The 24,283-nt window shown below is 65.2% G+C and carries 23 protein-coding genes; 9 read left to right on the top strand and 14 right to left on the bottom strand.

Translation table 11 applies throughout. From position 1 onward, the window contains the following. The first annotated feature begins 743 nt into the window (after positions 1-743). Positions 744-1,502, top strand: a complete 759-nt coding sequence (locus IRI77_RS13370; protein ID WP_194452547.1) for an ABC transporter ATP-binding protein — start codon at positions 744-746, stop codon at positions 1,500-1,502. After that, on the top strand, positions 1,481-2,491 hold the full coding sequence (locus IRI77_RS13365; protein ID WP_194452546.1) for a hypothetical protein: 1,011 nt from the start codon (positions 1,481-1,483) through the stop codon (positions 2,489-2,491). Before IRI77_RS13370 ends, IRI77_RS13365 begins: the two co-directional genes overlap by 22 nt. Before the next feature lie 283 nt (positions 2,492-2,774). Here the strand turns inward: IRI77_RS13365 and IRI77_RS13360 are convergent, their stop codons facing one another. The 3 genes from IRI77_RS13360 to IRI77_RS13350 are packed head-to-tail and all read right to left on the bottom strand — an operon-like array spanning position 2,775 to position 5,045. Then, positions 2,775-3,143: a VOC family protein gene (locus IRI77_RS13360; protein ID WP_194452545.1), complete on the bottom strand. Its 369-nt coding sequence runs from the start codon at positions 3,141-3,143 to the stop codon at positions 2,775-2,777. 30 nt (positions 3,144-3,173) lie between these two features. Beyond that, positions 3,174-3,815, bottom strand: coding sequence for a Vgb family protein (locus IRI77_RS13355; protein WP_194452544.1), 642 nt, complete (start codon positions 3,813-3,815; stop codon positions 3,174-3,176). A 9-nt stretch (positions 3,816-3,824) separates the two neighbouring features. Then, a complete protein-coding gene (locus tag IRI77_RS13350; RefSeq protein WP_194452543.1) occupies positions 3,825-5,045 on the bottom strand; it encodes a helix-turn-helix domain-containing protein in 1,221 nt (406 codons plus the stop codon). Positions 5,046-5,152: 107 nt separating this feature from the next. On the opposite strand from IRI77_RS13350, the gene IRI77_RS13345 reads away from it, so the two are divergent. The 3 genes from IRI77_RS13345 to IRI77_RS13335 all read left to right on the top strand — a co-directional run bounded on the left by IRI77_RS13345 (position 5,153) and on the right by IRI77_RS13335 (position 7,240). Beyond that, positions 5,153-5,962: a DUF899 domain-containing protein gene (locus tag IRI77_RS13345; RefSeq protein WP_194452542.1), complete on the top strand. Its 810-nt coding sequence runs from the start codon at positions 5,153-5,155 to the stop codon at positions 5,960-5,962. A gap of 330 nt (positions 5,963-6,292) precedes the next feature. Further along, on the top strand, positions 6,293-6,760 hold the full coding sequence (locus IRI77_RS13340) for a MarR family winged helix-turn-helix transcriptional regulator (protein ID WP_194452541.1): 468 nt from the start codon (positions 6,293-6,295) through the stop codon (positions 6,758-6,760). 57 nt (positions 6,761-6,817) lie between these two features. Then, entirely contained in the window at positions 6,818-7,240 is a 423-nt protein-coding gene (locus tag IRI77_RS13335; protein ID WP_194452540.1) for a DUF1398 domain-containing protein, read from the top strand. Positions 7,241-7,325: 85 nt separating this feature from the next. Here IRI77_RS13335 and IRI77_RS13330 read toward each other — a convergent pair whose 3' ends face one another. Further along, the gene (locus IRI77_RS13330) at positions 7,326-8,186 is read right to left on the bottom strand and encodes a dienelactone hydrolase family protein (protein ID WP_194452539.1); all 861 of its coding nucleotides are present in this window, start codon (positions 8,184-8,186) and stop codon (positions 7,326-7,328) included. A gap of 524 nt (positions 8,187-8,710) precedes the next feature. On the opposite strand from IRI77_RS13330, the gene IRI77_RS13325 reads away from it, so the two are divergent. The 4 genes from IRI77_RS13325 (at position 8,711) to IRI77_RS13310 (ending at position 13,142) form a co-directional block, all read left to right on the top strand. Further along, positions 8,711-10,423 carry a sodium:solute symporter family protein gene (locus IRI77_RS13325; RefSeq protein WP_194452538.1) on the top strand — a complete coding sequence of 571 codons (1,713 nt, stop codon included), beginning with the start codon at positions 8,711-8,713 and terminating at the stop codon, positions 10,421-10,423. Positions 10,424-10,428: 5 nt separating this feature from the next. Continuing rightward, positions 10,429-10,641: a hypothetical protein gene (locus IRI77_RS13320; RefSeq protein ID WP_194452537.1), complete on the top strand. Its 213-nt coding sequence runs from the start codon at positions 10,429-10,431 to the stop codon at positions 10,639-10,641. 3 nt (positions 10,642-10,644) lie between these two features. Continuing rightward, the gene (locus tag IRI77_RS13315) at positions 10,645-12,054 is read left to right on the top strand and encodes an L-fucose/L-arabinose isomerase family protein (protein ID WP_194452536.1); all 1,410 of its coding nucleotides are present in this window, start codon (positions 10,645-10,647) and stop codon (positions 12,052-12,054) included. 83 nt (positions 12,055-12,137) lie between these two features. Further along, on the top strand, positions 12,138-13,142 hold the full coding sequence (locus IRI77_RS13310) for a VOC family protein (protein ID WP_194452535.1): 1,005 nt from the start codon (positions 12,138-12,140) through the stop codon (positions 13,140-13,142). Here the strand turns inward: IRI77_RS13310 and IRI77_RS13305 are convergent. Genes IRI77_RS13305 through IRI77_RS13260 form a run of 10 tightly spaced genes read right to left on the bottom strand, consistent with a single transcriptional unit; the run spans position 13,109 to position 24,281 of the window. Further along, the gene (locus tag IRI77_RS13305; RefSeq protein WP_194452534.1) at positions 13,109-14,101 is read right to left on the bottom strand and encodes a polysaccharide deacetylase family protein; all 993 of its coding nucleotides are present in this window, start codon (positions 14,099-14,101) and stop codon (positions 13,109-13,111) included. The two genes, IRI77_RS13310 and IRI77_RS13305, sit on opposite strands and share 34 nt — an antisense overlap. A 15-nt stretch (positions 14,102-14,116) precedes the next feature. Beyond that, complete coding sequence (locus IRI77_RS13300; protein ID WP_194452533.1) at positions 14,117-15,367, bottom strand: right-handed parallel beta-helix repeat-containing protein; 1,251 nt, start codon at positions 15,365-15,367, stop codon at positions 14,117-14,119. 17 nt (positions 15,368-15,384) lie between these two features. After that, positions 15,385-16,803 carry an undecaprenyl-phosphate galactose phosphotransferase WbaP gene (gene wbaP, locus IRI77_RS13295; RefSeq protein ID WP_194452532.1) on the bottom strand — a complete coding sequence of 473 codons (1,419 nt, stop codon included), beginning with the start codon at positions 16,801-16,803 and terminating at the stop codon, positions 15,385-15,387. A gap of 2 nt (positions 16,804-16,805) precedes the next feature. After that, positions 16,806-17,945, bottom strand: coding sequence for a glycosyltransferase family 4 protein (locus IRI77_RS13290; RefSeq protein ID WP_194452531.1), 1,140 nt, complete (start codon positions 17,943-17,945; stop codon positions 16,806-16,808). 12 nt (positions 17,946-17,957) lie between these two features. Continuing rightward, positions 17,958-18,701, bottom strand: coding sequence for a DUF2334 domain-containing protein (locus IRI77_RS13285; protein ID WP_194452530.1), 744 nt, complete (start codon positions 18,699-18,701; stop codon positions 17,958-17,960). Positions 18,702-18,706: 5 nt separating this feature from the next. Beyond that, complete coding sequence (locus IRI77_RS13280) at positions 18,707-19,468, bottom strand: hypothetical protein (RefSeq protein ID WP_194452529.1); 762 nt, start codon at positions 19,466-19,468, stop codon at positions 18,707-18,709. Beyond that, positions 19,465-20,661, bottom strand: a complete 1,197-nt coding sequence (locus tag IRI77_RS13275) for a glycosyltransferase (protein ID WP_194452528.1) — start codon at positions 20,659-20,661, stop codon at positions 19,465-19,467. Before IRI77_RS13275 ends, IRI77_RS13280 begins: the two co-directional genes overlap by 4 nt. Beyond that, positions 20,661-21,800, bottom strand: coding sequence for a glycosyltransferase (locus tag IRI77_RS13270; protein WP_194452527.1), 1,140 nt, complete (start codon positions 21,798-21,800; stop codon positions 20,661-20,663). The genes IRI77_RS13275 and IRI77_RS13270 overlap by 1 nt, the downstream gene beginning before the upstream one ends. A 1-nt stretch (position 21,801) precedes the next feature. Next, a complete protein-coding gene (locus IRI77_RS13265; protein WP_194452526.1) occupies positions 21,802-23,031 on the bottom strand; it encodes an O-antigen ligase family protein in 1,230 nt (409 codons plus the stop codon). Further along, positions 23,028-24,281 carry a lipopolysaccharide biosynthesis protein gene (locus IRI77_RS13260; RefSeq protein ID WP_194452525.1) on the bottom strand — a complete coding sequence of 418 codons (1,254 nt, stop codon included), beginning with the start codon at positions 24,279-24,281 and terminating at the stop codon, positions 23,028-23,030. Before IRI77_RS13260 ends, IRI77_RS13265 begins: the two co-directional genes overlap by 4 nt. Positions 24,282-24,283: the final 2 nt, after the last annotated feature.

Here is a 24,283-nt window from a genome sequence, read left to right as displayed (position 1 = left end):
GCGCGGCCGCCGTGGACCTCCAGCAAATCAGGAGCAACGCAGCGAACGTCCAGGCCGCCCAATGCTTCGCAGCGGCACACTCCGGTCCGCATCCCGTGATTTTTGAGGGATCAAACCCATTCCAGCGGAAGACCCCCAGGCGACCATCCCAAGCCAGTCGACCCGAGCAATCCACTCGCAGCGCTGGAACAAAGCCAATCTCCACCCGGCCAACTACTCCCCGAGCGCCGCACCCGCCCCCGCAATCCACCATTTTTGAGGGATCAAACCCATTCGTACGGAAGACACTCAAGCGGTCATTCCGAGCGAGCCGATCCCGGAATCCACTCCCTGCGCTGGAACAAAGCCAATCTCCGCCCGGCCAACCACTCCCCGAGCGCCGCACCTGTCTCCGAAACCCAGCCTTTTTGAGGGATCAAACCCATTCGTACGGAAGACACTCAAGCGGCCATTCCGAGCCAGTCGATCCCGGAATCCGCTCGCTGCGAGGGAACAAAGCCAATCTCCCCCCGGCCCGCAACTCCCCCAACGCCGCACCCGCCTCCGCAATCCCACATTTTTGAGCGATCAAACCCATTCCAGCAGAAGACCGCCAGTCGGCCATCCCAAGCCAGTCGATCCCGTCATTCCACTCGCTCCGACGGAACAAAGCCACCTCAGGCCCCCCTTCCGCATCGCTCGGCCCCCACCGCTCAACCCGGAAGTTACACGCCCGTCCCTCCCCGCAGTGCTAGATTGCGATTGTGTCCTCCCCCATCCACTGCCGGCAGGTCACCCGCCGCTTCGGCTCCCTCACAGCGGTCAACGACGTCTCTCTCGATGTCCCCGCCGGCGAGATCTGCTCCATCCTCGGACCCAATGGAGCCGGCAAATCCACCCTCATCCGTCTCCTCTGCGGACTCGCCAGCCCGGACTCCGGCTCCATCTCCGTAGCCGGCTTCGACCCCGCCCAGCCCGCCACCCGCCTCGAGTTCCGCCGCCGCATCGGCGTGGTCCCGGAAAACCTCGCACTCCTCCCCGAACTGACCATCGAGGAACACCTCCGCCTCACCGGACCCATCTACGGTCTCGACTCCGCCACCGCCCGCGCCCGCTCCGAGGAACTCCTCCAGGCGCTGGCCCTCTCCGCCAAGCGCCACACCTACGCCCGCGAGTGCTCGCACGGCATGCGCAAGAAGACCGCCCTCGCCATCGCGCTCCTCCACAACCCGTCCGTCCTCATGCTCGACGAGCCCTTTGAAGGCGTCGATCCCGCCTCCGTCGAGGTCATTCGGGTCCTGCTCGAAACCGCCGCCCGCCGCGGAGTCACCATCCTCCTCACCTCGCACATCCTCTCTTTGGTGGACCGCATCTCCAGCCGCATCGTCCTCCTGCGCGACGGCCGCATCCTCCACAACGAACCCGCTGGCGCGATGCCCCACTCCACCGTCGAGGAGCTTTACTTCCAGCTCGTCGAACAACCTTCCGCTCCGGAACTCCAATGGCTGGGCTCACAGGGCTGATCGCCGCGCTCGGCCGCAGCGCGCAGCGCAGCTTCGGCCGGTTCGGCTCCGTCACCCACAACAACCTGTTCGCTGTGATCCTCATCCTGATGGCGGAAGAGCCGCTCGATCGCCCCAGCAGCACCGCTATCTTTTATCTGGTCATCGGAGCACTCGCGGCCCTCCCCTTGGCCGGCGACATGGCCCGCCGCATCCCCGAGGCCCGCATGGCCCTCTGGCCGCTCACCGCCTGGCAGCGCGCCGCGGTCTTCGCCGTCAACCTGCTCCTCAACCCGATGCTGCCCCTGGCCGTGATGTTTGCCGTCCTCAGCCGCCACCCGGCCGTCGGCACCGGACTCTTCTCCGTCGGCATCCTCGCCCCCATCGCCCTCGGAGCCTTCCGCATCTGGAAGAACCCGCCCCGCCTCCTGCGCCTGGTGCCCAGCTTGCCCGGTCGCCTCGGCGGACTCGTCCAGAACCGCCTGCGCGAACTCCTCCAGACCCTGGACCTCTGGTTCGCCGCCCTCCTCAGCCTCGGCGGCTGCCTCTACCGGATCCTCTACCCGCACCCCGACCCCATGGCGGCGGTCGTCATCGGAGGACTCATCGTCATCCTCCTCAGCACGGCCGCCCAGGCGACCTCGGCCTTCGACGCGGAATCGGCCATAGCCCGGCGCCTCCTGCTGCCCCTCACCGGCCGTGACGTCCTCTTGGCCCGCGACATGGCCTGGTTCGTGGTGCTTCTGGTTCTCACGTCCCCCTACGGCTGGCACCGCACAGCCGCCGCCGGCTTCCTGGTCCTGGCCGCCGGCCACCGCACGGTCCTGAGCCCGCCCACGGAACAGACCCGCTGGCAATTCGCCGCCGGCCAGTTGATCCCCACCGGCCTCTTTCAGATCTTCGCCGTGATCCTGGCCGTCTCGACCACTAACCAGTACGGCCCGCTAGTGACCGTGGCAACCGCCGCCATCTGGTGGGCCTCCCTGCAGTGGTACGGCCGCCACTCCTAACCGCCCCGCGTCCCCAAACGGAGCCGCGAACGTGAGTGAGCGGATAGCCCCCGAAAGACCCCAATCCATTCAGCAGCGCGCCCCCATGCCCGCCCTCCTCACCGGAGGGCTCCCCACCGCGCTGCGAACCGCGACTGGCAAGGAGCGAGCCACGTGCCAAAGCGGAGCAACCGCATTGAGCCGCGAATGTAAATGAGCGGATAGCCCGCTGAAGAGCTGCAACGACCCCATTCGGACGACCCATTCCCCCCGCGCCTCCAACGGTACGGCCCCACCGCCCCCCCTACAAATTCGCCCCGAAGGCCAGCAGCCGGCCATCGCAATCCTTCACCACGAACTCGCGCGCCAGCCACGGCATATCCTCCACCCCGCGCGCAAACTCCACCCCTTTGGCGGCATACTCCGCATACAGCGCGTCCGCATCTTGAATGAACAAATACGCGTCGAGCAGCTCATCCTCGTACTTGCCCGGATTCGCCGTCGGAGGCTCAGCGCACCGGAAATGAATCGCGTGCCCGTCCCGCGCCACAATCGCATAGACCGGGGGATCCTGCCAGGTCCCCAGGCACTCGAAACCGAGCTTCTCGCTGTAATAGGCCAGCGTAGCGGGAATGTCCAACGTGAAGAACAAAGGCGCAATCTGACGGATCATGGCCCAATTTTACTGCAGAGGCCCGCGCCGTCACTCCTGCCACTTCGGCCGCCGCACCGCTCGCACCTTGCCGGTCCCCCCACCCCCGCAGAAGAATCGGTCCCCGCCATCGGACTCCAACCCGGAGACATTCACGCCGGCCGGCATCTCCAACCGCTCCAGTACCTCGCCCGTACCCGGATCCACGTGCCTCAGTTCGCTCTCATCCCCTTCCCAAGTCGCGTGCCACAGCTCGCCATCCACCCACGTAACGCCCGTGACAAACCGGTTCGACTCGATCGTACGCAGGATCGCCCCCGTCCCCGGATCCACCTGGTGGATCTTCCGGCTCCGGTACTGGCCCACCCACAGCGACCCCTCCGCCCACGCCAGGCCCGAGTCTCCGCCGCCGCCCGGCGCCGGGATCGTCGCCAGCACCTGGCCCGTCTGCGGATCAATCTTCTGGATCCGGTCCTCGGCAATCTGAAACAGGTGCTGCCCGTCGAAGGCCGTACCCGCATGGGCCGCCACCTCGATCGAACGCGTCATCGCCCCGCTCGCCGGATCCAGTGCATTCAACTGGCCGCCCGATGCGAACCAGACGCTCGCCCCGTCGTACGTGACTCCATTCACGCGCTCAACCCCCGGAAACGGCCCATACTCCCGCACTATCTCGGCTGGTGATTCCTTCATATGTCCACCTTAATCAACCGGCAGCAACGTAGGGAGTAACAAGATCGTCGTGAATCCGGGCACCGGCGGCGTCATCCAGCGCCGTGCCCGGCCGCGGCCCACCCACTGCACCTTGCCTGCCGCCGCCAGTGAGTCGAGCGCCCGCTGCACGGTCCGTTGGCTTGTGCCCAGCGCCAGCGCCAGCGCGGAACTCGACCACGATTCCCCGTCCATCAGGAAGGCCAGCACCCCCGCATGCTCATCCTCGACGGGCTGCGCCAGCACGACGATCTCGCCGGCACGGCTCGGCGCCAACGCAAACCCTCGCTTGGTCGCGCTGACCACGGCCATCCCTCGCAGCGCCCTCCGCAGCCGTCCGATCTCGACCCGCAGCCGCGCCCGATGCGATTCATCGGCAAGCCTCGCTCCAAACGCCCGTGTCAGCAGGACATCCCTGGGCACATCTCCAGGCCACGCTTCGCCCAGGGTTCGCGCCAGCGCGAACAAGACCGGCCGCCGGGCCAGCGGCACAACGGTTCCTCGGTCCCGCACCACCAGCCGGCATGCGTCCACCACCAGCGCCCGCGACGCCAACACCGCTTCCACCTCTTCCAGGAGGAGCAGCCTCTCTTCGCCGCTCGCGATCAGCCGGGCCGCCGGAGTCTGCAGCAAGCGGGCTGCGCTCTCCACCTCCGCCATCAGCGCCGGGATCTTCGCCTGCCGCGCCGCCTCCTCTGCCCGGTCCAGCGCATCCCGCGCGGACTGCGTCCTCAGCCGCCGCATCGCAACCCCGGCCACGGCGAGTTCGTGGGTCGCCCGCAAGGGGGCCGGGAACAACGACGGGTCAAGCTCGGCCAGCCCTCGCTCCGCCTCCTTCAGATGTCCAATCAACAGCAGGCGCCGGATCGCAAGATACCGTGCATAGGCGGAATTCAAGCGGTCGCCATGAGCTTCCAGTGTGGTGCGCGCCGCCTCCAGGGCCTTCGCCGGCCAGCCCAGGTCTCGCGAAACCAGAGCGACCTCCGCCTCCGCCACGGCACAGCGCGCACGGGCCACCGCCTCTCTCGGACCGAACGCCCGGGCGGCACTGCGCAACAGCATCTTCGCCCGCGCGAACTCGCCCAGTTGCGCCATCGCGATCCCTCGCAATGCCAGGGCCGGCGCATCGTCACGCAGGGCGACACGCTTCAAGGCGCCCAGCGGATCGCCCGCGGCCAGCGCCCGCGCCGCGGCCGTGATCAGTGAGTCCATGGGAATCCCGCCACGCTTGTCACTCCCGCGATTTCAGCATCCGGGCCTAAGTTGGTCTTGCAGGCAGCGATTACTGAATTCTACCGAAGGAAATGAGGACAAACACAATGACACAACACACCACCGGAACCCGCGAAGAGTGGCTGGCCGCGCGGCTGCAACTTCTGAATGAAGAGAAGGAACTGACGCGTCGCGGCGATGAACTGGCGCAACGCAGGCAGGAACTGCCTTGGGTGCGCCTCGACAGGGACTACCAGTTCGATACAGAGCAGGGAAGCGCCTCGCTGGCGGATCTCTTCCGCGGGCGTTCGCAGCTCCTGGTCTATCACTTCATGTACGGCCCCGAGTTTCAGGCGGGCTGCCCGTCCTGCTCTGCCGTGGCCGACGGCTTCAACGGCGTCGCCGTCCACCTGGCCAACCACGACGTCATGTTCTGGGCCGTGTCCCGCGCGCCTCTGGAGAAGCTGCTGGCTTACCGGCAGCGCATGGGCTGGACCTTCCCCTGGGCGTCTTCCGTGGACGGAGGCTTCAACTTCGACTACTCGGCCTCCTATAGTCCGCAGCAACAGAGCGAAGGGATCGAGTACAACTATCGCCGCGAAAAGCCGTTGCCGTTGCCGGCCGCCCAGCAAAGTGGTGGTGCGGTTGCCCAGTTCGCAGCCATGTGCGGGACCGACACGGCGGCATACCGGCGCGAGCGGCCCGGCGTGAGTACCTTCGTGCAGGAGGAGGGAGCCATCTACCACTGCTACTCCAGCTATGCGCGTGGCGTCGACGGGCTCTGGGGCATGTACCAGTGGCTCGACCGTGCCCCCAAGGGCCGCAACGAGGCAGGCGTCTGGTGGCGGCGTCACGATGAGTATCCGCGGGTCCAGGCGGCGGCGGCCTGCTGCAGCCACGAGGCCGTGGCGCGATGACTGCCCCGGGTTGCGCCTGCGGGCCGGTACCACGCCGGCCCGCCCGGGCCGCTGCTTCAATCCTGTCCGGGTTGCTTCTGCTGATCTTGCCGAAATGCCCCTTGTGTCTGGCGGCCTGGCTGACCGTGGCAACCGGCCTCACCATCTCGGCCGCCACGGTCACCTGGATGAGGACCGGCATCCTGCTGCTGTGGACCGCCGCCGTGGCCGTCTTCCTGTGGCGGCGGACATCGCGTGCCCGAAGAAGCGTCCGGTCCCGTTGCGCGGCAGTGGAGTCTTCTCTCATACAGTTTCCTTGACAATAGTTGAATAGGAAACTAATATGGAACTGTGAAGAGCAAAGCCGCCCCGGCCGTGAGCAGCCTGGAAAGCCACATCGGCTTCTGGCTGCGATTCGTGTCCAACCATGTGTCTCAGGGCTTCGCCCGTAAGTTGGAGAACACCGGAGTGACCGTCGCGGAATGGGTGATCCTCCGTGAACTCTTTGACGCCCGGGAGACGTCACCTAGCCGGCTGGCGGCTTCCAGCGGATTGACGCGCGGGGCGGTGTCAAAACTCATCGACAGGCTCCTTCTCAAGGGCCTGGTGACCCGCAAGGAGGCCGGCGATGACCGCCGGTTTCAGGAAGTGAACCTAACGGCCGCGGGGCGTGCGGCCGTACCCGCATTGGCCGCCCTCGCTGACCGGAACGACGAAGAGTTCTTCTCTCACCTGCCCGCGAAGGAGAGGGAACAGCTTGTGTCGATACTCCGGAAGCTCGTCGCCGCCAACCAGCTAAAGAGAATGCCGACCGCTTAAGGAGAACCACCGAATGGAGATGTCCTGGACGAAGACTGCCTGCATGGGAGCGATCCGGTGAGCGCCGCGCTGGACAATTTGAAAGCCGCGCTGCAGCGGGCAATGGCAGGCCGGCCGAGGGTGGGCGGCTTCCCCTATCTGGCCGAGACGCTCCGGCAGGCGGGTGTAACGAGCAATCAGTGGAGCCTGCCTGCCTGCCAGAGCCTCTATTTGACCCGCCTCGGACCGGTCGTGATCCAAGGCACGCCTCTGGTCAGCGGACCCGTCGATGTACCGGCCTTCCATCGCGAGGCCCTCATCAAGGCCCTGCGGACGGACCAGGCAGGCGAGAGCACCTTTGCCGAGTTCCTGGCGTCCACCTGGCGCGCTGGTGTTGTCCGCTACGAGGTCAACTTCGACCTGCGGGCCGTCACCTACACTGGCGCTGGCGGCGAAGAGTATGTCGAGGCCTATCCGGCCGTAGCCGTGGCAGAACGATAGCAGCGCCGTCATCTGCCCGGCCGGCCTTAGAACCGCCCGTCGGGAGATTCGCGAAAGCCGGCCCACGCCACAACCGCTTGCCCAGTTAAGCGAGCGCCTTCCCGTACAGCGCCAGCAGCCGGCTCCAGGCCTTTTCGGCGAGCTCCTGGTTGTATACCTTCGAATCCGGTGGGCACCAGCCGTGTGCGGCCCCATAGACTTCGATCTCCGCCGGCAGGCCCGCCTTCTCGAAGGTCTCCTTCAGCACCGTCTTGTCGTTCGGCAGGCGCTTGTCGTCGTTCTCCGCGATCGCAATCAGGAACTGGGCCTTCGTCTTCGACGCCTGGAGATGCGGGCTGTTCGGAGCATCCGTCACCAGGCCGCCGCCGTGGAACGACGCCACCGCGCCCACCCGGCCCGGCACCGCCGCCGCGGTCCGGAACGCTATCGGGCCGCCCATGCAGTAGCCCTGCGTGCCCACCTTCTTCTTCTTATCGACGGACTTCTGTTCGTCGAGCCACCCGATGAACGCCTTGGCGTCCGTCATGTGGGTCGTCTCGTTCAACGCCCTCGCCAGCGGCATCACGTCCTGGATGTTCGTCGACCCGCCGCCCTCCGAAGTCGGCGCCTTCTTCATGCGGTAGAAGGGATTCACCACCAGCGCCGAGTAGCCGGACTCGGCCAGGCGCTTGCCCATCTGCTTGAACGCCGGCCGCAGGCCGAAGATGTCGGGCCAGATCAGGACAGCCGCGGCCGAGCCGCTCGCCGGATGCACGAAGTAGCAGTCGGCCGAGCCGTCGGGTGTCGTGACAGTCACTTCGCTTTCGGTCACCGTCACGGCATTGGCCACCTGCGGCAGCATCATCGTGACCCCGGCGCCCAACAAGGCGCCAAATTGCTTGCGAGTCACCAGCCCGCGAGCTTCATACTCCTGGCGGTCCTCTTCAAAATGGTCCTGATCGCACATAGTCCCTCCTGATCGACGCCCAGTTCCGCGGGTTGCAACCCGCGCATATCGCGTCATTATACCCACGCTTTCCGGTTTGGCGCGCGGTCCCGGGTCACCGCGCCTCCGCCCGTGCCCTGCAAACGGAGCCACCCGGTTTTATCCGGATCCGCTGCCTCCTGGCAAACCTACCACCCAAGCTGGCGCGCCGGCGGCCATTCCGTTCCTGGAATGAATCGGTTCGACGCCGCATCCCAGGCGGCCGGACGCAACGTGCATTCGAACTCTCTTCCGATGTATGGGAATCAATCCTTTGGAATGAGGCGGGATGGCGTCGAGCCCCCGTCATCAGCCTGCGCGGCGGTGCTGTGCGGCGCTCGAGCCCGATGCTCGCGATGAATCCAATCATCCCCGCCGGGCGGTAGAAAAACGATCCCAAACCCGCTCTGATTCCGCCTTCTCCGTGATAGTGTTGAATCTTCTCTGGCGAGGGCATATAATTGCCCTTTGCAAACGCTTGCAGATTTACGGGAGCGCCTTTCCGAATGAATCCAGCTCTGTTGCTCTTGCAGTCCGCTCCGTCGCGACTGATCTCCCTGGGTGGCGTCGATATCTCCATCATCGCCATCTACTTTGTCGTCGTCCTCCTCATCGGTTTCTACCTGAAGGGTCAGTCCGAAACAGGCGAGGACTTCTTCATGGCCGGCCGCGAGATGACCGCCTGGATCGCCGGGCTGAGCTTCCTCTCGGCCAACCTGGGCTCCCTCGAATTGATGGGCTGGGCCGCCGCGGCTTATCAGTACGGCATCCTGGCCACGCACTGGTATTGGATCGGCGCCATCCCCGCCATGCTGTTCCTCGGCATCGTGATGATGCCGTTCTACTACATCTCCAAGACCCACTCAGTTCCTGGCTATCTGCAACTGCGCTTTGGCGAACCCTCCCGCGCCCTCTCCGCTGTCTCCTTCGGTTTCATGACCGTGCTCATGAGCGGCATCAACATGTACTCCATGGCCCTCGTGATGAAGGTCGTGCTGGGTTGGGACATCAATTTCAGCATCTGGGTCTCGTCGATTACCGTGGCTATCTATGTGGCTCTCGGCGGGCTGCGTTCGGCGATCTTCAATGAGGTCCTGCAGTTCATCCTTATTTGGGTCGGCGCGCTCGTCATTCCCGTTGTCGGGCTTGTCGAAGCCGGCGGCTGGGACGGCATGGTCAAGAAGATCCACGCCAACTGGCAGGGCCAGGACTACACGCATCTGTGGAGCACCATGGGCTCGTTCACCGACAACCCCATGGGCATCCACTGGACGGGCATTGTGCTCGGCCTCGGATGGGTGATTTCGTTCGGCTATTGGACTACAGACTTTCTGGTCGTCCAGCGCGTGCTGGCCGCCAAGGATCTGCGCGCCGCCAAGATGGCGCCCATCATCGGCGCGGGCTTTAAGATGATGGTCCCCTTCATCGTTATCCTGCCCGGCCTGCTCGCCCTGGCCGTGCTGCCCTTCAAGCTCACCGGGGAAGGCGCCGCCCTCGCCGCCGGCGGCCACAGCTACAACGAAGTGCTGCCCATCATGCTGGCGCGCTACTGCGGGCCGGGCCTGCTGGGGCTCGGCATCACCGCCCTGATCGCCGGCTTCATGAGCGGCATGGCCGGCAACGTCAGCGCGTTCGCCACTGTCTGGACTTACGACATCTACCGCGCGTTTGTGAAGAAGGACGCGACGGATGCCCACTACGTTCTCATGGGCCGCTGGTGCACCGTCCTCGGCGTGCTCATCTCGATCGGCACCGCGTACCTCGTCATGGAGTTCAAGAGCATCATGGACTACGTCCAGGCGCTCTTCAGTTTCTTTATCGCCCCGCTGTTCGGCACCGTCATCCTCGGCATGCTGTGGAAACGGGCCACTCCGCAGGGCGGCTTCTGGGGCCTGCTCACCGGCACCGGCGCCTCCATCGCCATGTGGGCGTGGGTCAAAGCCGACCCCTCCGCTCTCCGCTACATCGCCTTCTCGTCCAACGCCAAGGACATGGCCGAAAACATGTATCGCGCCCTCTGGTCCTGGCTGGTGTGTTTTGTCGTCACCATCGTGGTCAGCCTGTTGACCAAACCCAAGCCGGATAAGGAACTGGTCGGCCTGGTCTACGGCTGCACCGAGATCCCAGGCGAAGGTCAGGTACCTTTGTATGAGCGGCCGGCCTTCTGGGCCATCCTCATTGCCATCGTCTTCGTGATTCTGCAGATCATCTTCTGGTAAGCATCATGCCAAAACACATCTCAATCTGGTTCTTCACCGGCGTCCTCCTGCTGGTTTACGGCGTGATCATCTTCGGAGCCGGCATCTATGCCCTCTCGAACCCGCCGGAACACCCCGTAGTCCTGGAGAGCCTGCATATCGACATCTGGTGGGGCGTCGCACTCACCTTAATCGGCGCGTTCTACTGCTGGAAGTTCGTGCCGTCCGGAAAGGAATAATTCATGCAACGCAAAATGACATTCGGCGTAATCGTCGGCAACCGCGGCTTCTTCCCTGACCACCTGGCCAAGACCGGCCGCGAAGACATCATCCGCGTGCTGGAAGCCGCGGGCTACGGCGTCGTGGTGCTGTCGCCGGAAGAGAGCAAGTATGGGGCCGTGGAGACGCGCGCCGAATCGCGCAAATGCGCGAGCCTATTCAAGCTGCACCGCGAAGAGATCGACGGCATCATCGTCACGCTGCCGAACTTCGGCGAGGAGCGCGGAATCGTCGAGGCCCTGAATCTGGCGGACCTGCGCGTGCCGGTGCTGATCCAGGCCACGCCCGATCGCGCCGACAACATGACCATCGCCGTGCGGCGCGACAGCTTCTGCGGCAAGATGAGCGCCTGCAACAACCTGCAGCAGTACAAGATTCCCTACTCGCTCACCACGCTCCACACGGAGTCGCTCGATTCGCCCGAGTTCGCCCAGGACCTGACCGATTTCGCCGCCGTCTGCCGCGTGGTCAAGGGCCTGCGCAACTGCCGCGTGGGCGCCATCGGCGCGCGTCCCACGGCCTTCAACACCGTGCGCTACAGCGAGAAGCTCTTCGAAGGCTCCGGCATCGACATTGATCCGATCGACCTCTCAGAGATCTTCGGCCGCATCAACCGGCTGAAGGATGAGGATGCCGCCGTCACCGCCAAACTGGCGCAGATCCACGAGTATGTCTCCACCGCCGGCATCTCGGCCGAAGCCCTGATCAAGATGGCGAAGCTCGGCGCGGTCATCGACGGCTGGATGAAGGACAACGAGATCACCGTCACCGCCATCCAGTGCTGGACCTCGATGGAAGAGTATTTCGGCGTCGTGCCCTGCACCATCATGAGCATGATGAGCAACAACCTCTTCCCCAGCGCATGCGAAGTGGATGTGCCGGGCGTGGTGGGTATGTATGCCCTCGCCCTCGCTTCGGAAACGCCCAGCGCCCTGCTCGACTGGAACAACAACTACGGCAGCGACCCCAACAAGGCGGTCTGCTTCCATTGCTCCAACCTGCCTAAGCACTTCTTCGAGTCCGCCCGCATGGATTACCAGGAGATCATTGCCGGCACGGTGGGCAAGCTGAACACCTTTGGTACCGTCGTCGGCAAGGTCAAGGCCAGCCCGATGACCTACCTGCGCGTGTCCACCACCGACAGCAAGGGCAAGATCAGCGGCTACATCGGCGAAGGCAACTTCACCGACGACCCGCTGGAGACGTTCGGCGGAGCCGGTGTCGTGGAGATCCCGAACCTGCAGACCCTGCTGCGCTACATCTGCGAGAACGGCTTCGAGCATCACGTGGCGGCCAACATGGCGCGCGTGGCGCCCGCGGTCCACGAAGCCCTGACCAAGTACATGGGCTGGGACATTCACTGGCACCGTTAGTTCAACGCCTTGAGAACACTGGCGGCGGAGCGCGGAATTGTGAGCCGCCGCCGGTGCATCGTACAATAAGGCCGGTTCGCTCCATGCGCCGCCTCCCCTTCTGCCTGCTCCTGGCGACCGTCCTGCCCCTCTTCGGGCAAGCTCCCGATTTCTACAAACAGACACCCCGGCTGATGTGGGTGGTGCGAGACGCGAAGGCGACGGCGGATGCCTGGGAGAAGGCCGGCGTGCCGAATGAAGGGGATATGGAGCCCTACCAGGCGGTGAAAGTGGAACTTCGCGGCAAGGCCGGCGGGCACAAGTTCTCGATGCTCAGCGGTTACTTCGGCAACCTGCGCGCGGATTGGATCCAGCCCGTCAAGGGCGATTCGGCCTGGAAGGAGTTCCTGGACAAGCGCGGACCAGGGGTGTTCGGGCTGATGTTCCGAGTGCCATCCATGGGGGAGATGGTCATGGAGGCGGCCCGCCTCCAGTCGCTGGGTGTCTCCCGCCTGGAAGAGGGCGTTTTCGAGTTCGACGAGGGCTGGAAGGTCCCGTATGTCATGCTCGACACCGGGGGCGAGGGGAAGTTCACCTTATGCCTCTACTATGACGCCGAGCCCGATCCCGTGCCCGAGAGCAAAGGTCCGCAGGTTGCCCAGTTGGCTCTCATCGCCAAGGATATGACCCGCGTTGCCTCCTACTGGGCCAAACTTGGCTTTGCCCCCATCACGGAGTCCCACACGGAGATCCGCGACAAGCTGTATAAGGGCGCGGCTGGACGCTTTGAGATGAAGCTCGGCTTTCAGCGCCAGTTCCCGATCGTCATGGAATGGATCCAGCCCGTGCAGGGCCCGTCCATTTATGAAGACCAGATGGCGAAGCAGGGAGAAGGCTTCCATCACGTGGCCTTCGATGCCAAGAATCTCGAGACAGAGTCGGAGCGTTGGAAGGAACTGGGCTTCCCCGAAACGATGTCAGGGGCGTGGGGGGAGAAGGGCGCGACGGGCTCCGGCCGCTTTGCGTACCACGATCTGCACGCGGCCGGAGGAGTTGACGTCGAGCTGTTGTGGACCTACCAGGCCTCTACGGCGCGGGCCGGCAAGTAACGGGATTGGACCAGCGCGGGCGATTCGAGGGGCGCGAAGGCACCCATGGGCAGAATCGCCAATTCCCCGGCGCGGCGCAGTTCATCCGCGGTTTCCAGCACTTGCCGCAGGCCCTGCAGCATGGCTTCCGGCCGTACGGCCAGATCCGTCGGATGGAACCAGAGGTGGAACACCTTGCCCTGCTTCACCGCTTCGCGCAAGCCGCGGCGGGCGCGGAGCACGCGCAGCCAGACCGGCACGAACCGGCGCATCCCGAAAGCCGGAGTGAAGAGCATGGACGCCGGCAGATTCACCAGGCCATCCACCGACGGCGTCGCTTCCACGGCAGGAGGCGTGCGGGCGGTGAAGATATCGGCCAGGTGCCCGATTTTCCGCAACAGGCGCGGCGTTTCCGGCTGGTCGAACCAGCGCGGCGACGGCCCACGGTAGACCGCGAAGCCATGGCGGGCCAAGACGGGCAGGTGGCCCACACGGTTGCGCGGAAACACAAACGATCGCAGTTTCAGTCCACGCTCCTCAGCAAGTTGGACGCACTTCGCGGTTTCCCGTTCCGCGATCGCTTCCGTGCACTTCGGATCGCCGTACATGACATGGCTGTAGGTGTGGCAGCCGATCTCCTGCGGAGTCGGACACGCTATCAGGCGGTCGATCAGATCCTTGCCGTAGTAGAGCGGCGCGGTCTGTTCGTTCGAACAAGGGTCGAGAGGAAAGCATGGGCCAGCGTGCGAATGGTGACTAGACGAGGGACTGCCGGTCTGCCGCCTGCATTGATCCAGGAACAGATGTCCAACAGTGCACCAGGTCGCGCTTACGTCAAATTCGGAGAATAAAGACATGAGGCCGTCAAAGACAACCCGGCGTTCTGTCTCACACACCGTCTCGAAGCGCTGCCATCCCGGCTTGTCGAGCTTCCCCAAAATGAGCTCAAAGTCCAGAGAAATGGTCAGTATTCCGGCCATGAAGAGTCCTTTTCGTTACTGCGGCGCCACGCTGTGCTGGTCGAAGCCGAACTTCTGCCAGGTCCTGAAATCGATGACCTGGTCATTTGATCGTTTCCAGCGTCTCGGGCCCGCAGAGTAAAACAGATTGTAGTCCGATACCAGATGCTGCTCCTGGTCGGAGTCGTTGATTCGAATGAAGCCCCGCCAAGTATCGTCCGTGGGGGTGGTATAGCGAAATACGTTATTGGTGATCGTCCAGGTGCCCAGTCCTCCGATCTCGACACCCATAGCGGTGATGTCGGGCGTATCAACGAGAATTGTATTGTATCGGGCGGTGGCCCAACCCTCGGTTGTTCCCCCGAGTTGCCTAAGGGCATTGTTGTAGAAATAATTGCGCTCGATCGTGATGTTCAGGCGTAAACCGTAGTCGCCCAGGTAGATGCCGGCGGAAGCGTTGGACATGACGGAGTTGCCCAGCACCGTCACATCCCCGTGGGCGCTGGCTGTAATGCCGCGGCCTGCCTGGTTCTGGTCAGGATTACCGTTGTTGTAGATCTGGTTGTTCTCGATCAGCACCTGCTCCAGGAACGGGATGTTGTTGCCCGTGTTGCCTAAGGCGATTCCATTGCCTGACGCCCAGTCCGCGCCGCCCAAATTGTGGTGGATTTTACAGTTCTGAATGGTGAACGACTTCCAGTCGCCGCCGGCGCCATCGATCCGGATGCCGGCAAACGACTCCCAGGGCGCCTGGCTGTTGGAGAAGATCTCGCTGCGATCGATGACCACCTGGCTGGAGTCGAAGACCAGGACGCCGTTCCCGACATTGTTATTCAAGGACATGTCGCAGAGGCGGATGCCCGAGGAGGTGTAGATGTGAACGCCGCTTCTGGCCGAGCCCCGGATTTCCAGGCCGCAGACGGTGACATTCAGGTGGCCTTCGATGGTCAACAGGCCGTAGGCATCGTCGGCTAGAGTCACGTTCGTTCCATCGAGGATGGGCCGGTTGCCGGTCCCGAAGGCGCCGACATACAGCGGCAGATCCAGGCTGCCGGAGGAGGGCACCACGAGGCGTTCGCTCCAGCGCTGGCCGCGCCGCAACAGAATGCGGTCGCCGGGTTGAAACTTCGAATTCGAGACCTTCGCCAGGCTGCTCCAGGCGCTGTTGGACGCTTGTCCGTCGGCGTCGTCGGAGCCGTTCACGCGGTCGACGTAATAGGTCGCCGCGGGAACCGGTGCGCTGAGCGCCAGCCCGAGGAAGGTCAGAATGGAAACGGTGCGAAGCATCTCTCCGGATCTCCGGACTAGCAGGCGCCCGAGCCCTTGATCACGACGGGCACTGTGCGAGCCAACAGGTAGACATCGAGCCATGGAGACCAGTTACGCACATAGTAGGTATCGAGTTCCACACGGCGGCCGTAGCCTACATCGCTGCGTCCGGAGACCTGCCACAGTCCGGTGAGACCGGGCAGCACGCGGGTGTACATGGAGAAGTGCCGGCCATACTTGGACACTTCATTGTGGACGATGGGGCGCGGGCCGACCAGGCTCATGTCGCCCATCAGGACGTTCACGAGTTGAGGCAGTTCGTCGAGGCTGGTCTTGCGCAGGATGCGGCCGACGCGGGTGATGCGCGGATCGTTCTTGAGCTTCTGGTTGGCTTCCCACTCTTCGCGGGCTTCGGGGCAGGCGGCGAGGTGCTCGTCGAGCATGCGGGCCGCGTCCCTGTGCATGGTGCGGAATTTCCAGATGCGGAACTGCTTGCCGCCCAGCCCGAGGCGAGTCTGGCGGTGAAAGACGGAACCGCGGGAGTCGAGCCGGATGGCGGCGGCCACCAGCGCCAGCACGGGGCTGAGCGTAAGCAGGACGAAGAGGCTGAGGCTCTGGTCGACGAGGCGTTTGGCGAGCTGATAGCGGGAGAGCGCGAGATCCTGGCGAACCTCGAGGCTGAGGCTGTCGCCCAAGTCGCGGGTCTCGACGCCGAAGCTGGACAGTCCGCCGATGCCGGGCACGAGGTAGACCCGGGAGAAGACGGAGTCTTCGGATTCCAGGAAGCGCAGGATATCCTCACGGCCGGCTTCGGGCAGGGCGAGGACGGCGCGTTCGACGCCATGGAGCTTGGCCGACTGGGCGAGCCAGCTGCCGCCATGCGAGTTGTCGAGTTCTTCCAGTGCTTCCGCTTCGTAGCTGGCGACAGGCCGCAGGCCGGCTTCGGGATGGCGGCGCATATCGTCGACCACTCTTTCCGTGAGAGCCGAAGGTCCGATCACGAATACCGGGTAACCCCACCAGTCGCTGCGTCCGAAGATGGCGCGGGCGAGGGCGCGGGTGAGCGGCACGGCGAAGAGCGCCATCAGCCAGGCGATGAAGAACACCGCGCGGGAGTAGTAGACGCCGGTGCGGAAGAGGAACATCAGGGTGCCCAGCAGGACGAAGACGACGGTGGTGGCCAGGGAGAGCTTGCGGATCTCCGTCACGGCGCTATTGATGATGCCGGGGTAGAGCCCGAACAGACCATAGACGAGGGCAAACAGGATTGACAGCGGCATGAGCCGCAGATAGAACGACGGCGAGTATTCGCCGCCGAGTGCAAACCGGATGGTGGCGGCGACGGCCAACGACAAGCCGACGGCGATCAGGTCGCCGCTGAAGAGGACGGTTGTGCACAGTCCGGGGCGAAAAGTACGGGATGCGGGAAGGGAGAGGGGGTAAGTGGCAGCCATTTCTATTGACCTCCGAGGGGTACCAGGGCGCGCAGCGTGGAATTGGCCGGCAGAATCTCCTCATAAACGCGGAGAGTCCTGGCAAGCATGCGATCGAATGTGAACATGGATTCGTAGCGGCTTCTGCCGGCTGCGCCGCGTGTTTCGCGGCAGGCCGGGTCGGCCACATACTGCGCCAATGCCGAGGCCATGGCCGCGGCATTAGAGCGTGGAACCACCGTGCCGGTGATTCCATCGACGATCGCCTCCCTCACACCTCCAACATCCGACGCCACGGCGGGCAGGCCGGCGCGCATTGCTTCGAGAATGCTGCGCGGAAAGCCTTCCGACAGGGTCGGCAGGACGAACAATTGGCCGGCGGCAAGCCGGTCGGCCACTTTGGCGCTGACACCTGCGAAGCGAATCCGATTCGCCAGGCCGCGCGCCTCCACCAACTGGCGGGCCGCTTCTTCGAGCGGGCCTTCGCCGATGAACTCAGCTTCCCAGGGCATGTGGCCAATGAGGGCCAGTGACTCGATGAGAGTCGCATGATCCTTGGGCGCTTCGAAACGGGCTACACACAAGATGCGGGCGGGCTGCCGTCCGGGCATGGCGCGCAGGTGCGCGGCGACGTCGGGCATGCCGTTGTGAACCACGGCGAGTTGAGCGGCCGGAGCGATGCGCTTCCGCAAAGCAAGGGCGCGTTCTTCCTCGCAGACATTGATGATGCGCTTGGACAGGGGCGCGGCCAGGCGCTCAGCCAGCGTGAAGACCTTGCCGGCGGCTGGCGAGATGCGGTCGCCGACGGTCCAGCCGTGCGGGGTGTAGACAGACGGCACGCCGGCGATGGCGGCCGCCACACGGCCGACGAGGCCGGCCTTGGAGGTATGCAGCGACACCAGGTCGGGCCGCAGGCGGCGCAGGACACGGGCGATTTCAGCCGTGGCCAGGGCATCGCGCACGGGGTGGATGGGGCGGCTGAGCCAGCGCAGGCTCTCATAAGCGATGCCGTAACGCTGGAACTCTTCGGTGACAGGCCCTTCTCCGCCCACCAGCACGGTGGCGCGGCAGCCGTGCTGCGCCAGTGACCGGGCGAGGTCGCGCACGTGGATGGTGGCGCCCCCCACGGCATCGGCTCTGGTGATGAGAAAGGCGATATGCATCGTCTGCTCCACTTACCCGCGCATTCCGCGCAGGGTGCGCAGTGATTGGAAGAACAGGCGGTCGTGCCAGCTCTCGGGGCGTTGCGCGTTCAAGGCCACGACTTCGGGCAACGTGGCGATGTGGGCCCGGTACCTGGTCACGTCGGCGCGGAACCTGGCGATGTCTTCACGGGTCCAGCTATTGAAGTGCATGCAGACGGTCCAGGTGCCGCAGGGCACGGGCAGGAACCGGCCGCCCTGCTGGGGTACCCACAGCGTCCCCTGCGGGCCAAGGTGGGGCAGCAGCGAGTAACCGTCGCTGATGGTGTGCAGTCCGAACTCCGACAGGAGCTGGACGGTGAGCGCGTCGAAAGAGTGAGCGGGGGCGACCCAGGCGTCGGCCCAGACGCCCTGTGAGCGGAAGATGCCGAAGGCGGCGGCCAGTTTGCGGCGCTGTTCGGCCTCGGGCAGGCCGGCGAATTCACTGTATGGATTGCGGCCGATGATGCCGGCGGACTTCGTCTCGTACTTATGCTGGTAGCCGTGCAGGCCGATGGTCCAGCCGCGAGCCTGCCAAGCACGGACGTTCGACCAGAAGGCCGCGTCGTGCTCGCCCTTGACGAGGTGAGGATCCTGATTGTCGGGCACGACGGCGAGGATGGGGCGGATGCCGTTGTCGAGCAGGATGGGCTCGACTTCGCGCCACACGGCCCAGTTCATGGTGGGACAGATGTCGTCGAAGCGGAGCAGGTAGCGAGTGGTCCAGCGGTTGCCCATGGCGGTTACCTCTCGCCCCGCAGGCGGTCGAGCGCCTGGCGCGCATAGACGGCGAGGACGCCCTTCACGGTGAGGCCGCGGTCGGTGTTGAAGACGCGAACGACCTGGCCGCCGAAGCTTTCCTTGAACTCGTTGATGCGGAGCTTTTCGACGTCGTCCTTGCCGGCGTACCAGCCGCCGAAGTCGAAGATGGCGTAGCCGCTCTCACGGAAGCGCAGCATGTCGCAGTAGTGGTGGTAGCGGTTGGCACGCGAGATGAGGCGGGCGCGGTCCTTGTCGGGCGTATGGCGGAACAGGGAGGCGGAGTGCAGCTGGCGGATGCGGGCCTGGGCGCCGTACTGGCAGTGCCAGACGAGGACGTTTCCGTCGGCATCGAGGGCGCGGGAGAGGTCGAGGATGCCGGCATCGCGCATGCCGGTGATGCGGTCGCGGTTGGGGGAGGGCAGGCCCTTGCCCGACGCGAACTGTTCGAAGAAGGCGAAGAACTCGTCCAGCCAGCGGTTGTCGGGCTGGGCGGTGGCTTCACAACGCACGCCATCACGCTCGGCCCGGCGGACGTCGCTGCGGGTGGAGGGCTTCATCTGCGCCAGGATCTCTTCGGGCGTGAGGCTGAGATCGACGTGGATGGTATGGAAGACCTGGCTGTTGGCGCCGTGGATGGGCTGCGCGTAGTTCAGGCAGCGGAGCACGTCCGCGCCCGACTGGATGGCCGGCTCGTCGTAGTAGGCTTCGGCGACCCGCAGACCCTTCTTGGAATAGGTGATCAACGCTTTGCTCCTTGGGGGGCGATGACTTCTTCGTAAACTCGTTCCCACTGCCGCACGATGCCGGAGAACTCGAAGTTGTTCCGGGCATGTTCGCGGGCGGCGTGCTGCATTTCCTGCAGCTCGGCCTGGGGTTGCTGGCAGAGGCGCAGCATGGAGGCGGCGATGGAGGCGGGATTGCCGACCTCGGCGAGGTAGCCGGTGCGGCCATCGACGAGTGCTTCCGAATTTCCGCCGGTGTTGGTGGCGACGGCGGGCAGTTTGCTGGCGGCGGCCTCGAGCAGCACCAGGGGGAGACCTTCAAACACGGAGGTGAGCAGGAAGCCGTCGGCGGCGCTCATCAGGGCCGGCACGTCCTTGCGGCGGCCGAGGAAGCGCACCTTGGATTCGATATGCAGCTCCGAGGCGAGTTGCTGGAGCTCCGGTTTCAGGACACCGTCTCCGGCGATGAGAAGCAGGCTGTCGGGCCTGTCGTCGCAGGCCAGGGCGAAGGCGCGGAGCATGGTGGGGAAGTCCTTCACCTGCTGCAGGCGGCCGGCGGCCAGCCAGACGAACTGGCCGGTGAGGCCCAGCTCGCTGCGCATCATCATGCGCATGCCGGCGTCGAAGTTGTACTTCTCGCAATCGATGCCGTTGTACACGACAAACATGCGTTTTTGCGAGACGGCGCCGGTGGCGGTGTAGTGGGCGGCGGCCTCGCGGCTGACGGCGGTGGTGCGGTTGGCCAGGGGATCAGTGAAGCGGTGAGCGAGTTCCCGCAGCGCCCAGCCCTGGCCGCGGGTGTTGTACATGCGGGCGCCATGCAGGGTGCAGATGAGCCGCGGGATGCGAGCGACCAGGCGCAGGGAGCGGGCCATCAGGCTGGCGTGCGCCATGTGGGCATGCATGACATGCGGCTTGAAGCCGGCGACGATGCGGCGCAGCCGAAGCAGGGCGCGCGGATCGGGCACGGACGGTGTCATATTCAAGCCGAAGACCGGGATGCCGGCCGAGCGCAGGCGGGCTTCGGCCGACTGGGGCCGGAGCATGGAGACCACCATGACTTTCCAGCCGCGGCTGTGGAGCCGAATGGCGAGCTGAACGACCTGTACCTCGGCTCCGCCTTCATCATCCAGGCTGGTGAGGAACATTAGGATGCGGCGGCCGTCGCCCATCCGGCGAGCCTCTCTCGTTTCCAGTGCCACGCTTGTCGCCATTACGCGGCCCTCCTTACATTCGAAGTCCTGCCGGCCAGTTCTTCGGCATAGAGCTGTTCGTAGGCGCGAACCATGGCCTGTTCGCCGAAGCGGGCTTCGGCCCGCGCCATGGCCTGTTCACCGAAGCCGCGGCGGAGTGCCGCGCTGCCGGCTAAGGTGCGAAGGGCGGAGGCGAGGCTGTCGACGTCGCCGGGGTTGCAGAGCAGGCCGCTGCGGCCCGTCTCGACGAGTTCCGGGACGCCGCCGACGGCAGTGACCGCGACGGGGAGTCCGGCGGCCATGGCTTCCATTACCGACAGCGGATTGCCTTCCCAGAGAGAGGGCAGCACGAAGATGTCACTGGCGCCGAGGATGCCGGCGACGTCGTCGCGGCGGCCCAGCAGGGTGACGCGGCTGCCGAGGCCCAGGGCAGCTATCTGCTGTTCCACCGCACCGCGCAGGTGGCCGTCGCCGGCCAGCAGCAGGCGCGCTTTGGGCAGTTCGTCCTTGAGTTGGGCGAAGGCATCGAGCAGCGTCTTGTGATTCTTCTGTTCGTAGAAGCGGGCGACGCAGACCAGCAGCAGTTCGTCTTCTGTGAAACCTTCACGCTGCCGCCAGGCGCCGCGGTCCTGCCGGGCGGCGGCATAGGGGGTCAGGTCGATGCCGTTGGGAATGAGCGCCGGATGATCGAGCTTGTAAACGCGCTGGAAGGACGCGGCGACTTCGTCGGCGATGGCCACGGGGCGAACCCAGCGCCGGAAGGCGAGCTGGTGGAGCCACTGGCCGACACGTTCCACTTCGCGATCGGCGACGTTGTGGATGGTGTGCACGATGGGCGGCATGCCGGCCGCGGCGGCCGCGGGCAGGACATAGCGCAAAACGTAGTTGTGGGTGTGTAGCAGGTTCGGGCGCCAGTCGCGCAGGACTGAGGCCATGGAGCCGAACGTACGCGGATCGAAGCCGCGGCGTTTGCCCAGGTGGAAGACTTTCACGCCCCGGCGCTCGAGCTCAGGGCCCATGCTGCCGGGCTCGGCGTCGTACATGCTGACGACACCGGGTTCATATTCGTCGCGATCGGCGCGCGTAACAAGCGACCAGACCACCCGCTCCAAGCCATACGGCATGAGGTCGGGCACGACATGGAGAATCCGCTTCTTCATCTCAACTCATCCTCCAGACAGGAGTCATTGGCAGGGCCTGTCGCTTGCCCGGGCTCGCCAGTGCAGGTGCGCGGGCCGCGGAATGGGCGAGCAGCAGGCCGAAGATCATCCAGGTGGGTTTGCGATTTTCCCACGTTAAGGCGGAGACTCCGATGGTCCACGCCAACAGGCAGGCCAGCCACATCCAGCGGGACTGTCCCTGCATCCGAAAGGCTGTCCAGAGCAGCATTCCGAAGAACGCCAGGAACAGCGAAAAACCGATAAAGCCTGTCTCCACCAGAAGGGACAGGAAGGTGTTGTGAGCGACCGGCGTCCAGGTTTGGGGGCGGCCGACCACGGAAGCGATAGCGTCGGGGTAGGCTCCCGCGCCCACGCCCTGCAGGGGTACGTCGCCCAGGGCGCGTACACCGGCGCCCCACAGCACGGTGCGGCTGTTGAGCGTGCCTTCTTTCACTTCGGAACCAAGAGTCGCGATCCGCAGCCAGCTGCTGGCCGGTACGGCGGCGATCATGATGCAGGCCATGACGCCGGCGGCGGCGGCGGAGAGCATCTTCTGCTTGCGCGGCGCGCCGTGCCAGAGCACCAGGGCGAAGGAGAATGCGACGGTCATGGCTACGGTGCCGGAGCGCGAGGCGGTCAGCAGGATGGTGGCCACGACGGCGAGCAGTTGCAGGCGGCAGCACCAGGTGAGCAGCGGACCGCTGTTGGCGGCCAGGTACAGCGACATGGGGATGCTGATGGCGAGGGTGAGGGCGAGGTCGTTGGGGTCGAAGCCGACGGTGGCGTAGCGCTGATAAAAGGTCTCCTGCGCCGTGAGATAGCGGCGGAAGGTATCCAGCGCGGGCACCAGCGTGCCCAGGACATAGGCGGCCATCAGCAGTTTCGCGTCGGTCACTTCCAGGCAGAGCTGCCAGATGAGGACGACGATGAACAGCAGCTGAACATAGGTGGTAATGCGTTCCTCGGTGGCGGCCGTGGAGACCGTCCAGCGGTAAGTGAGGGACGACCAGAGAACGACCAGCATCAGGGCGATGTGCGCCGGGGAGGGGATCCGGAACCTGCCCTCGGCGAGGATCGCGACGAGACCGGCGCCCATGGCTAGTGCCCCGGTGACGCGGCCGAGTGACCCGATGCCGGGCAGTTCCAGGCTCTTCTCGCACGACAGCGCGAAGATGAAGATCCACATCGTGATGAACGCGAAGCGGGCGAACAGCGAGCGGTTCGGGTTCATAGCTTGCCTCGCATGGCGATGCAGTTGCCGGTGACCTGGGCCAGCGAGCCGGCGCCAAGGGCGGCCGCGGCTCCGATGAGTCCGAAGGGCGGAATGAGGAAGGCGCAGGCCGCGGCGGTGACGGCTACGGAGGCCAGCAGGATGGGTACCTGCGGACCGAGGCAGCGGGCCGCGGTGAGGACATAGCCGCTCATGGAGGCCAGCCAGCCGGCGCCGCCCGCGAGGGCAGCGGCCACCATGGCGGCGCTGTGACCGGCATACAGAGGTCCGAAGACGAGGGTGAGTACGGCTTTGCCGAAGAGGAGGCAACCCAGGGCGGAGAGTGCGCCGAGGCCGGCGATCATGGCTCCGAGGCGGAGGCTCAAGCGGAGGAAGCCGGCGCGGTTGCCCTCCGCGCTGAGGCGCGCCAGCTTGGGGGTGGCGGCCTGACCGAGAGCATTGACGACCATGTTGCCGGCGGAGGCAAAGGTGAAGACCGCGGCGAAGATGCCGAGGGACGCTTCGCTCATGGCCCGGGCGATGAAGTAGCGGGGCACATTGGTGGAGAGCGAGCCGAGCATCATGACGGCACCGAGCGGCGCCGCGAGACGCACGAGGCTCCACAGGCGGCGGCTGAGCACGTCCTGGCTGTTCTCAGCCTGGATGGCGCAGGCCGCAGCGGCCGGGCGGTCGTAGAAGAAGAGGACGGCGAGGCGGCAGGCGCTCATGGCGAGCAGGGCGGCGGGCAGGCTGCCGGTGGCCATCATCACGGCGGTGACGGCAGCCAGCGAGAGCAGGCCGCGCACGCTGAGCGAGAGCGCCAGTTTGTCCATCTGTTCGGCCTGCTGGAGTTGGCCCTGGTAGATGTCGCTCATGCCTTCGATGGCCTGGGCGACGGCGACCAGGACGATGGTCCAGACCGCCTCGGGGGCGTAGCCGCCGAAGAGGGCGAAGCCGGCGGAGAGGGCGACCGCGGCCAGGAGGGTGACGAAGCGGAGGAGGGTGTAGTCAGAGAAGCGGTGCTCGCCCCGGACGTCCGTGGCCAGCAGGGCTCGCAGGTTCATCTGGGCGAGCAGCAGGATGGGCGCGGAGACCGCCATTCCGAGGGCGTAGCGGCCGACGAGCTCCGGAGAAGAGGTGCGGGCCAGGACAGCCACCATGCCCCACTGGCAAGCCGAGTAGACGCCGTTGCCCGCGGCCGTCCAGGCGAAGTTGAGCCGGAGCGACGGCGCCGGGGCGGGCAGGATGTTGGTGTTGGCGGCGGCTTGCATCG

It is taken from the genome of Paludibaculum fermentans (assembly GCF_015277775.1).
Classification (GTDB): domain Bacteria; phylum Acidobacteriota; class Terriglobia; order Bryobacterales; family Bryobacteraceae; genus Paludibaculum; species Paludibaculum fermentans.
Note: the sequence above shows the minus strand (reverse complement) of the source record. Positions and strands in the feature narration are given on the sequence as shown.

Excerpts from the sequence above, each read along its gene's own strand:
- IRI77_RS13365 (WP_194452546.1), top strand. The coding sequence starts at position 1,481 with ATGGCTGGGCTCACAGGGCTGATCGCCGCGCTCGGCCGCAGCGCGCAG.
- IRI77_RS13360 (WP_194452545.1), bottom strand. The coding sequence starts at position 3,143 with ATGATCCGTCAGATTGCGCCTTTGTTCTTCACGTTGGACATTCCCGCT.
- IRI77_RS13355 (WP_194452544.1), bottom strand. The coding sequence starts at position 3,815 with ATGAAGGAATCACCAGCCGAGATAGTGCGGGAGTATGGGCCGTTTCCG.
- IRI77_RS13350 (WP_194452543.1), bottom strand. The coding sequence starts at position 5,045 with ATGGACTCACTGATCACGGCCGCGGCGCGGGCGCTGGCCGCGGGCGAT.
- IRI77_RS13345 (WP_194452542.1), top strand. The coding sequence starts at position 5,153 with ATGACACAACACACCACCGGAACCCGCGAAGAGTGGCTGGCCGCGCGG.
- IRI77_RS13330 (WP_194452539.1), bottom strand. The coding sequence starts at position 8,186 with ATGTGCGATCAGGACCATTTTGAAGAGGACCGCCAGGAGTATGAAGCT.
- IRI77_RS13325 (WP_194452538.1), top strand. The coding sequence starts at position 8,711 with ATGAATCCAGCTCTGTTGCTCTTGCAGTCCGCTCCGTCGCGACTGATC.
- IRI77_RS13320 (WP_194452537.1), top strand. The coding sequence starts at position 10,429 with ATGCCAAAACACATCTCAATCTGGTTCTTCACCGGCGTCCTCCTGCTG.
- IRI77_RS13315 (WP_194452536.1), top strand. The coding sequence starts at position 10,645 with ATGCAACGCAAAATGACATTCGGCGTAATCGTCGGCAACCGCGGCTTC.
- IRI77_RS13310 (WP_194452535.1), top strand. The coding sequence starts at position 12,138 with ATGCGCCGCCTCCCCTTCTGCCTGCTCCTGGCGACCGTCCTGCCCCTC.
- IRI77_RS13305 (WP_194452534.1), bottom strand. The coding sequence starts at position 14,101 with ATGGCCGGAATACTGACCATTTCTCTGGACTTTGAGCTCATTTTGGGG.
- IRI77_RS13300 (WP_194452533.1), bottom strand. The coding sequence starts at position 15,367 with ATGCTTCGCACCGTTTCCATTCTGACCTTCCTCGGGCTGGCGCTCAGC.
- wbaP (WP_194452532.1), bottom strand. The coding sequence starts at position 16,803 with ATGGCTGCCACTTACCCCCTCTCCCTTCCCGCATCCCGTACTTTTCGC.
- IRI77_RS13290 (WP_194452531.1), bottom strand. The coding sequence starts at position 17,945 with ATGCATATCGCCTTTCTCATCACCAGAGCCGATGCCGTGGGGGGCGCC.
- IRI77_RS13285 (WP_194452530.1), bottom strand. The coding sequence starts at position 18,701 with ATGGGCAACCGCTGGACCACTCGCTACCTGCTCCGCTTCGACGACATC.
- IRI77_RS13275 (WP_194452528.1), bottom strand. The coding sequence starts at position 20,661 with ATGGCGACAAGCGTGGCACTGGAAACGAGAGAGGCTCGCCGGATGGGC.
- IRI77_RS13270 (WP_194452527.1), bottom strand. The coding sequence starts at position 21,800 with ATGAAGAAGCGGATTCTCCATGTCGTGCCCGACCTCATGCCGTATGGC.
- IRI77_RS13265 (WP_194452526.1), bottom strand. The coding sequence starts at position 23,031 with ATGAACCCGAACCGCTCGCTGTTCGCCCGCTTCGCGTTCATCACGATG.
- IRI77_RS13260 (WP_194452525.1), bottom strand. The coding sequence starts at position 24,281 with ATGCAAGCCGCCGCCAACACCAACATCCTGCCCGCCCCGGCGCCGTCG.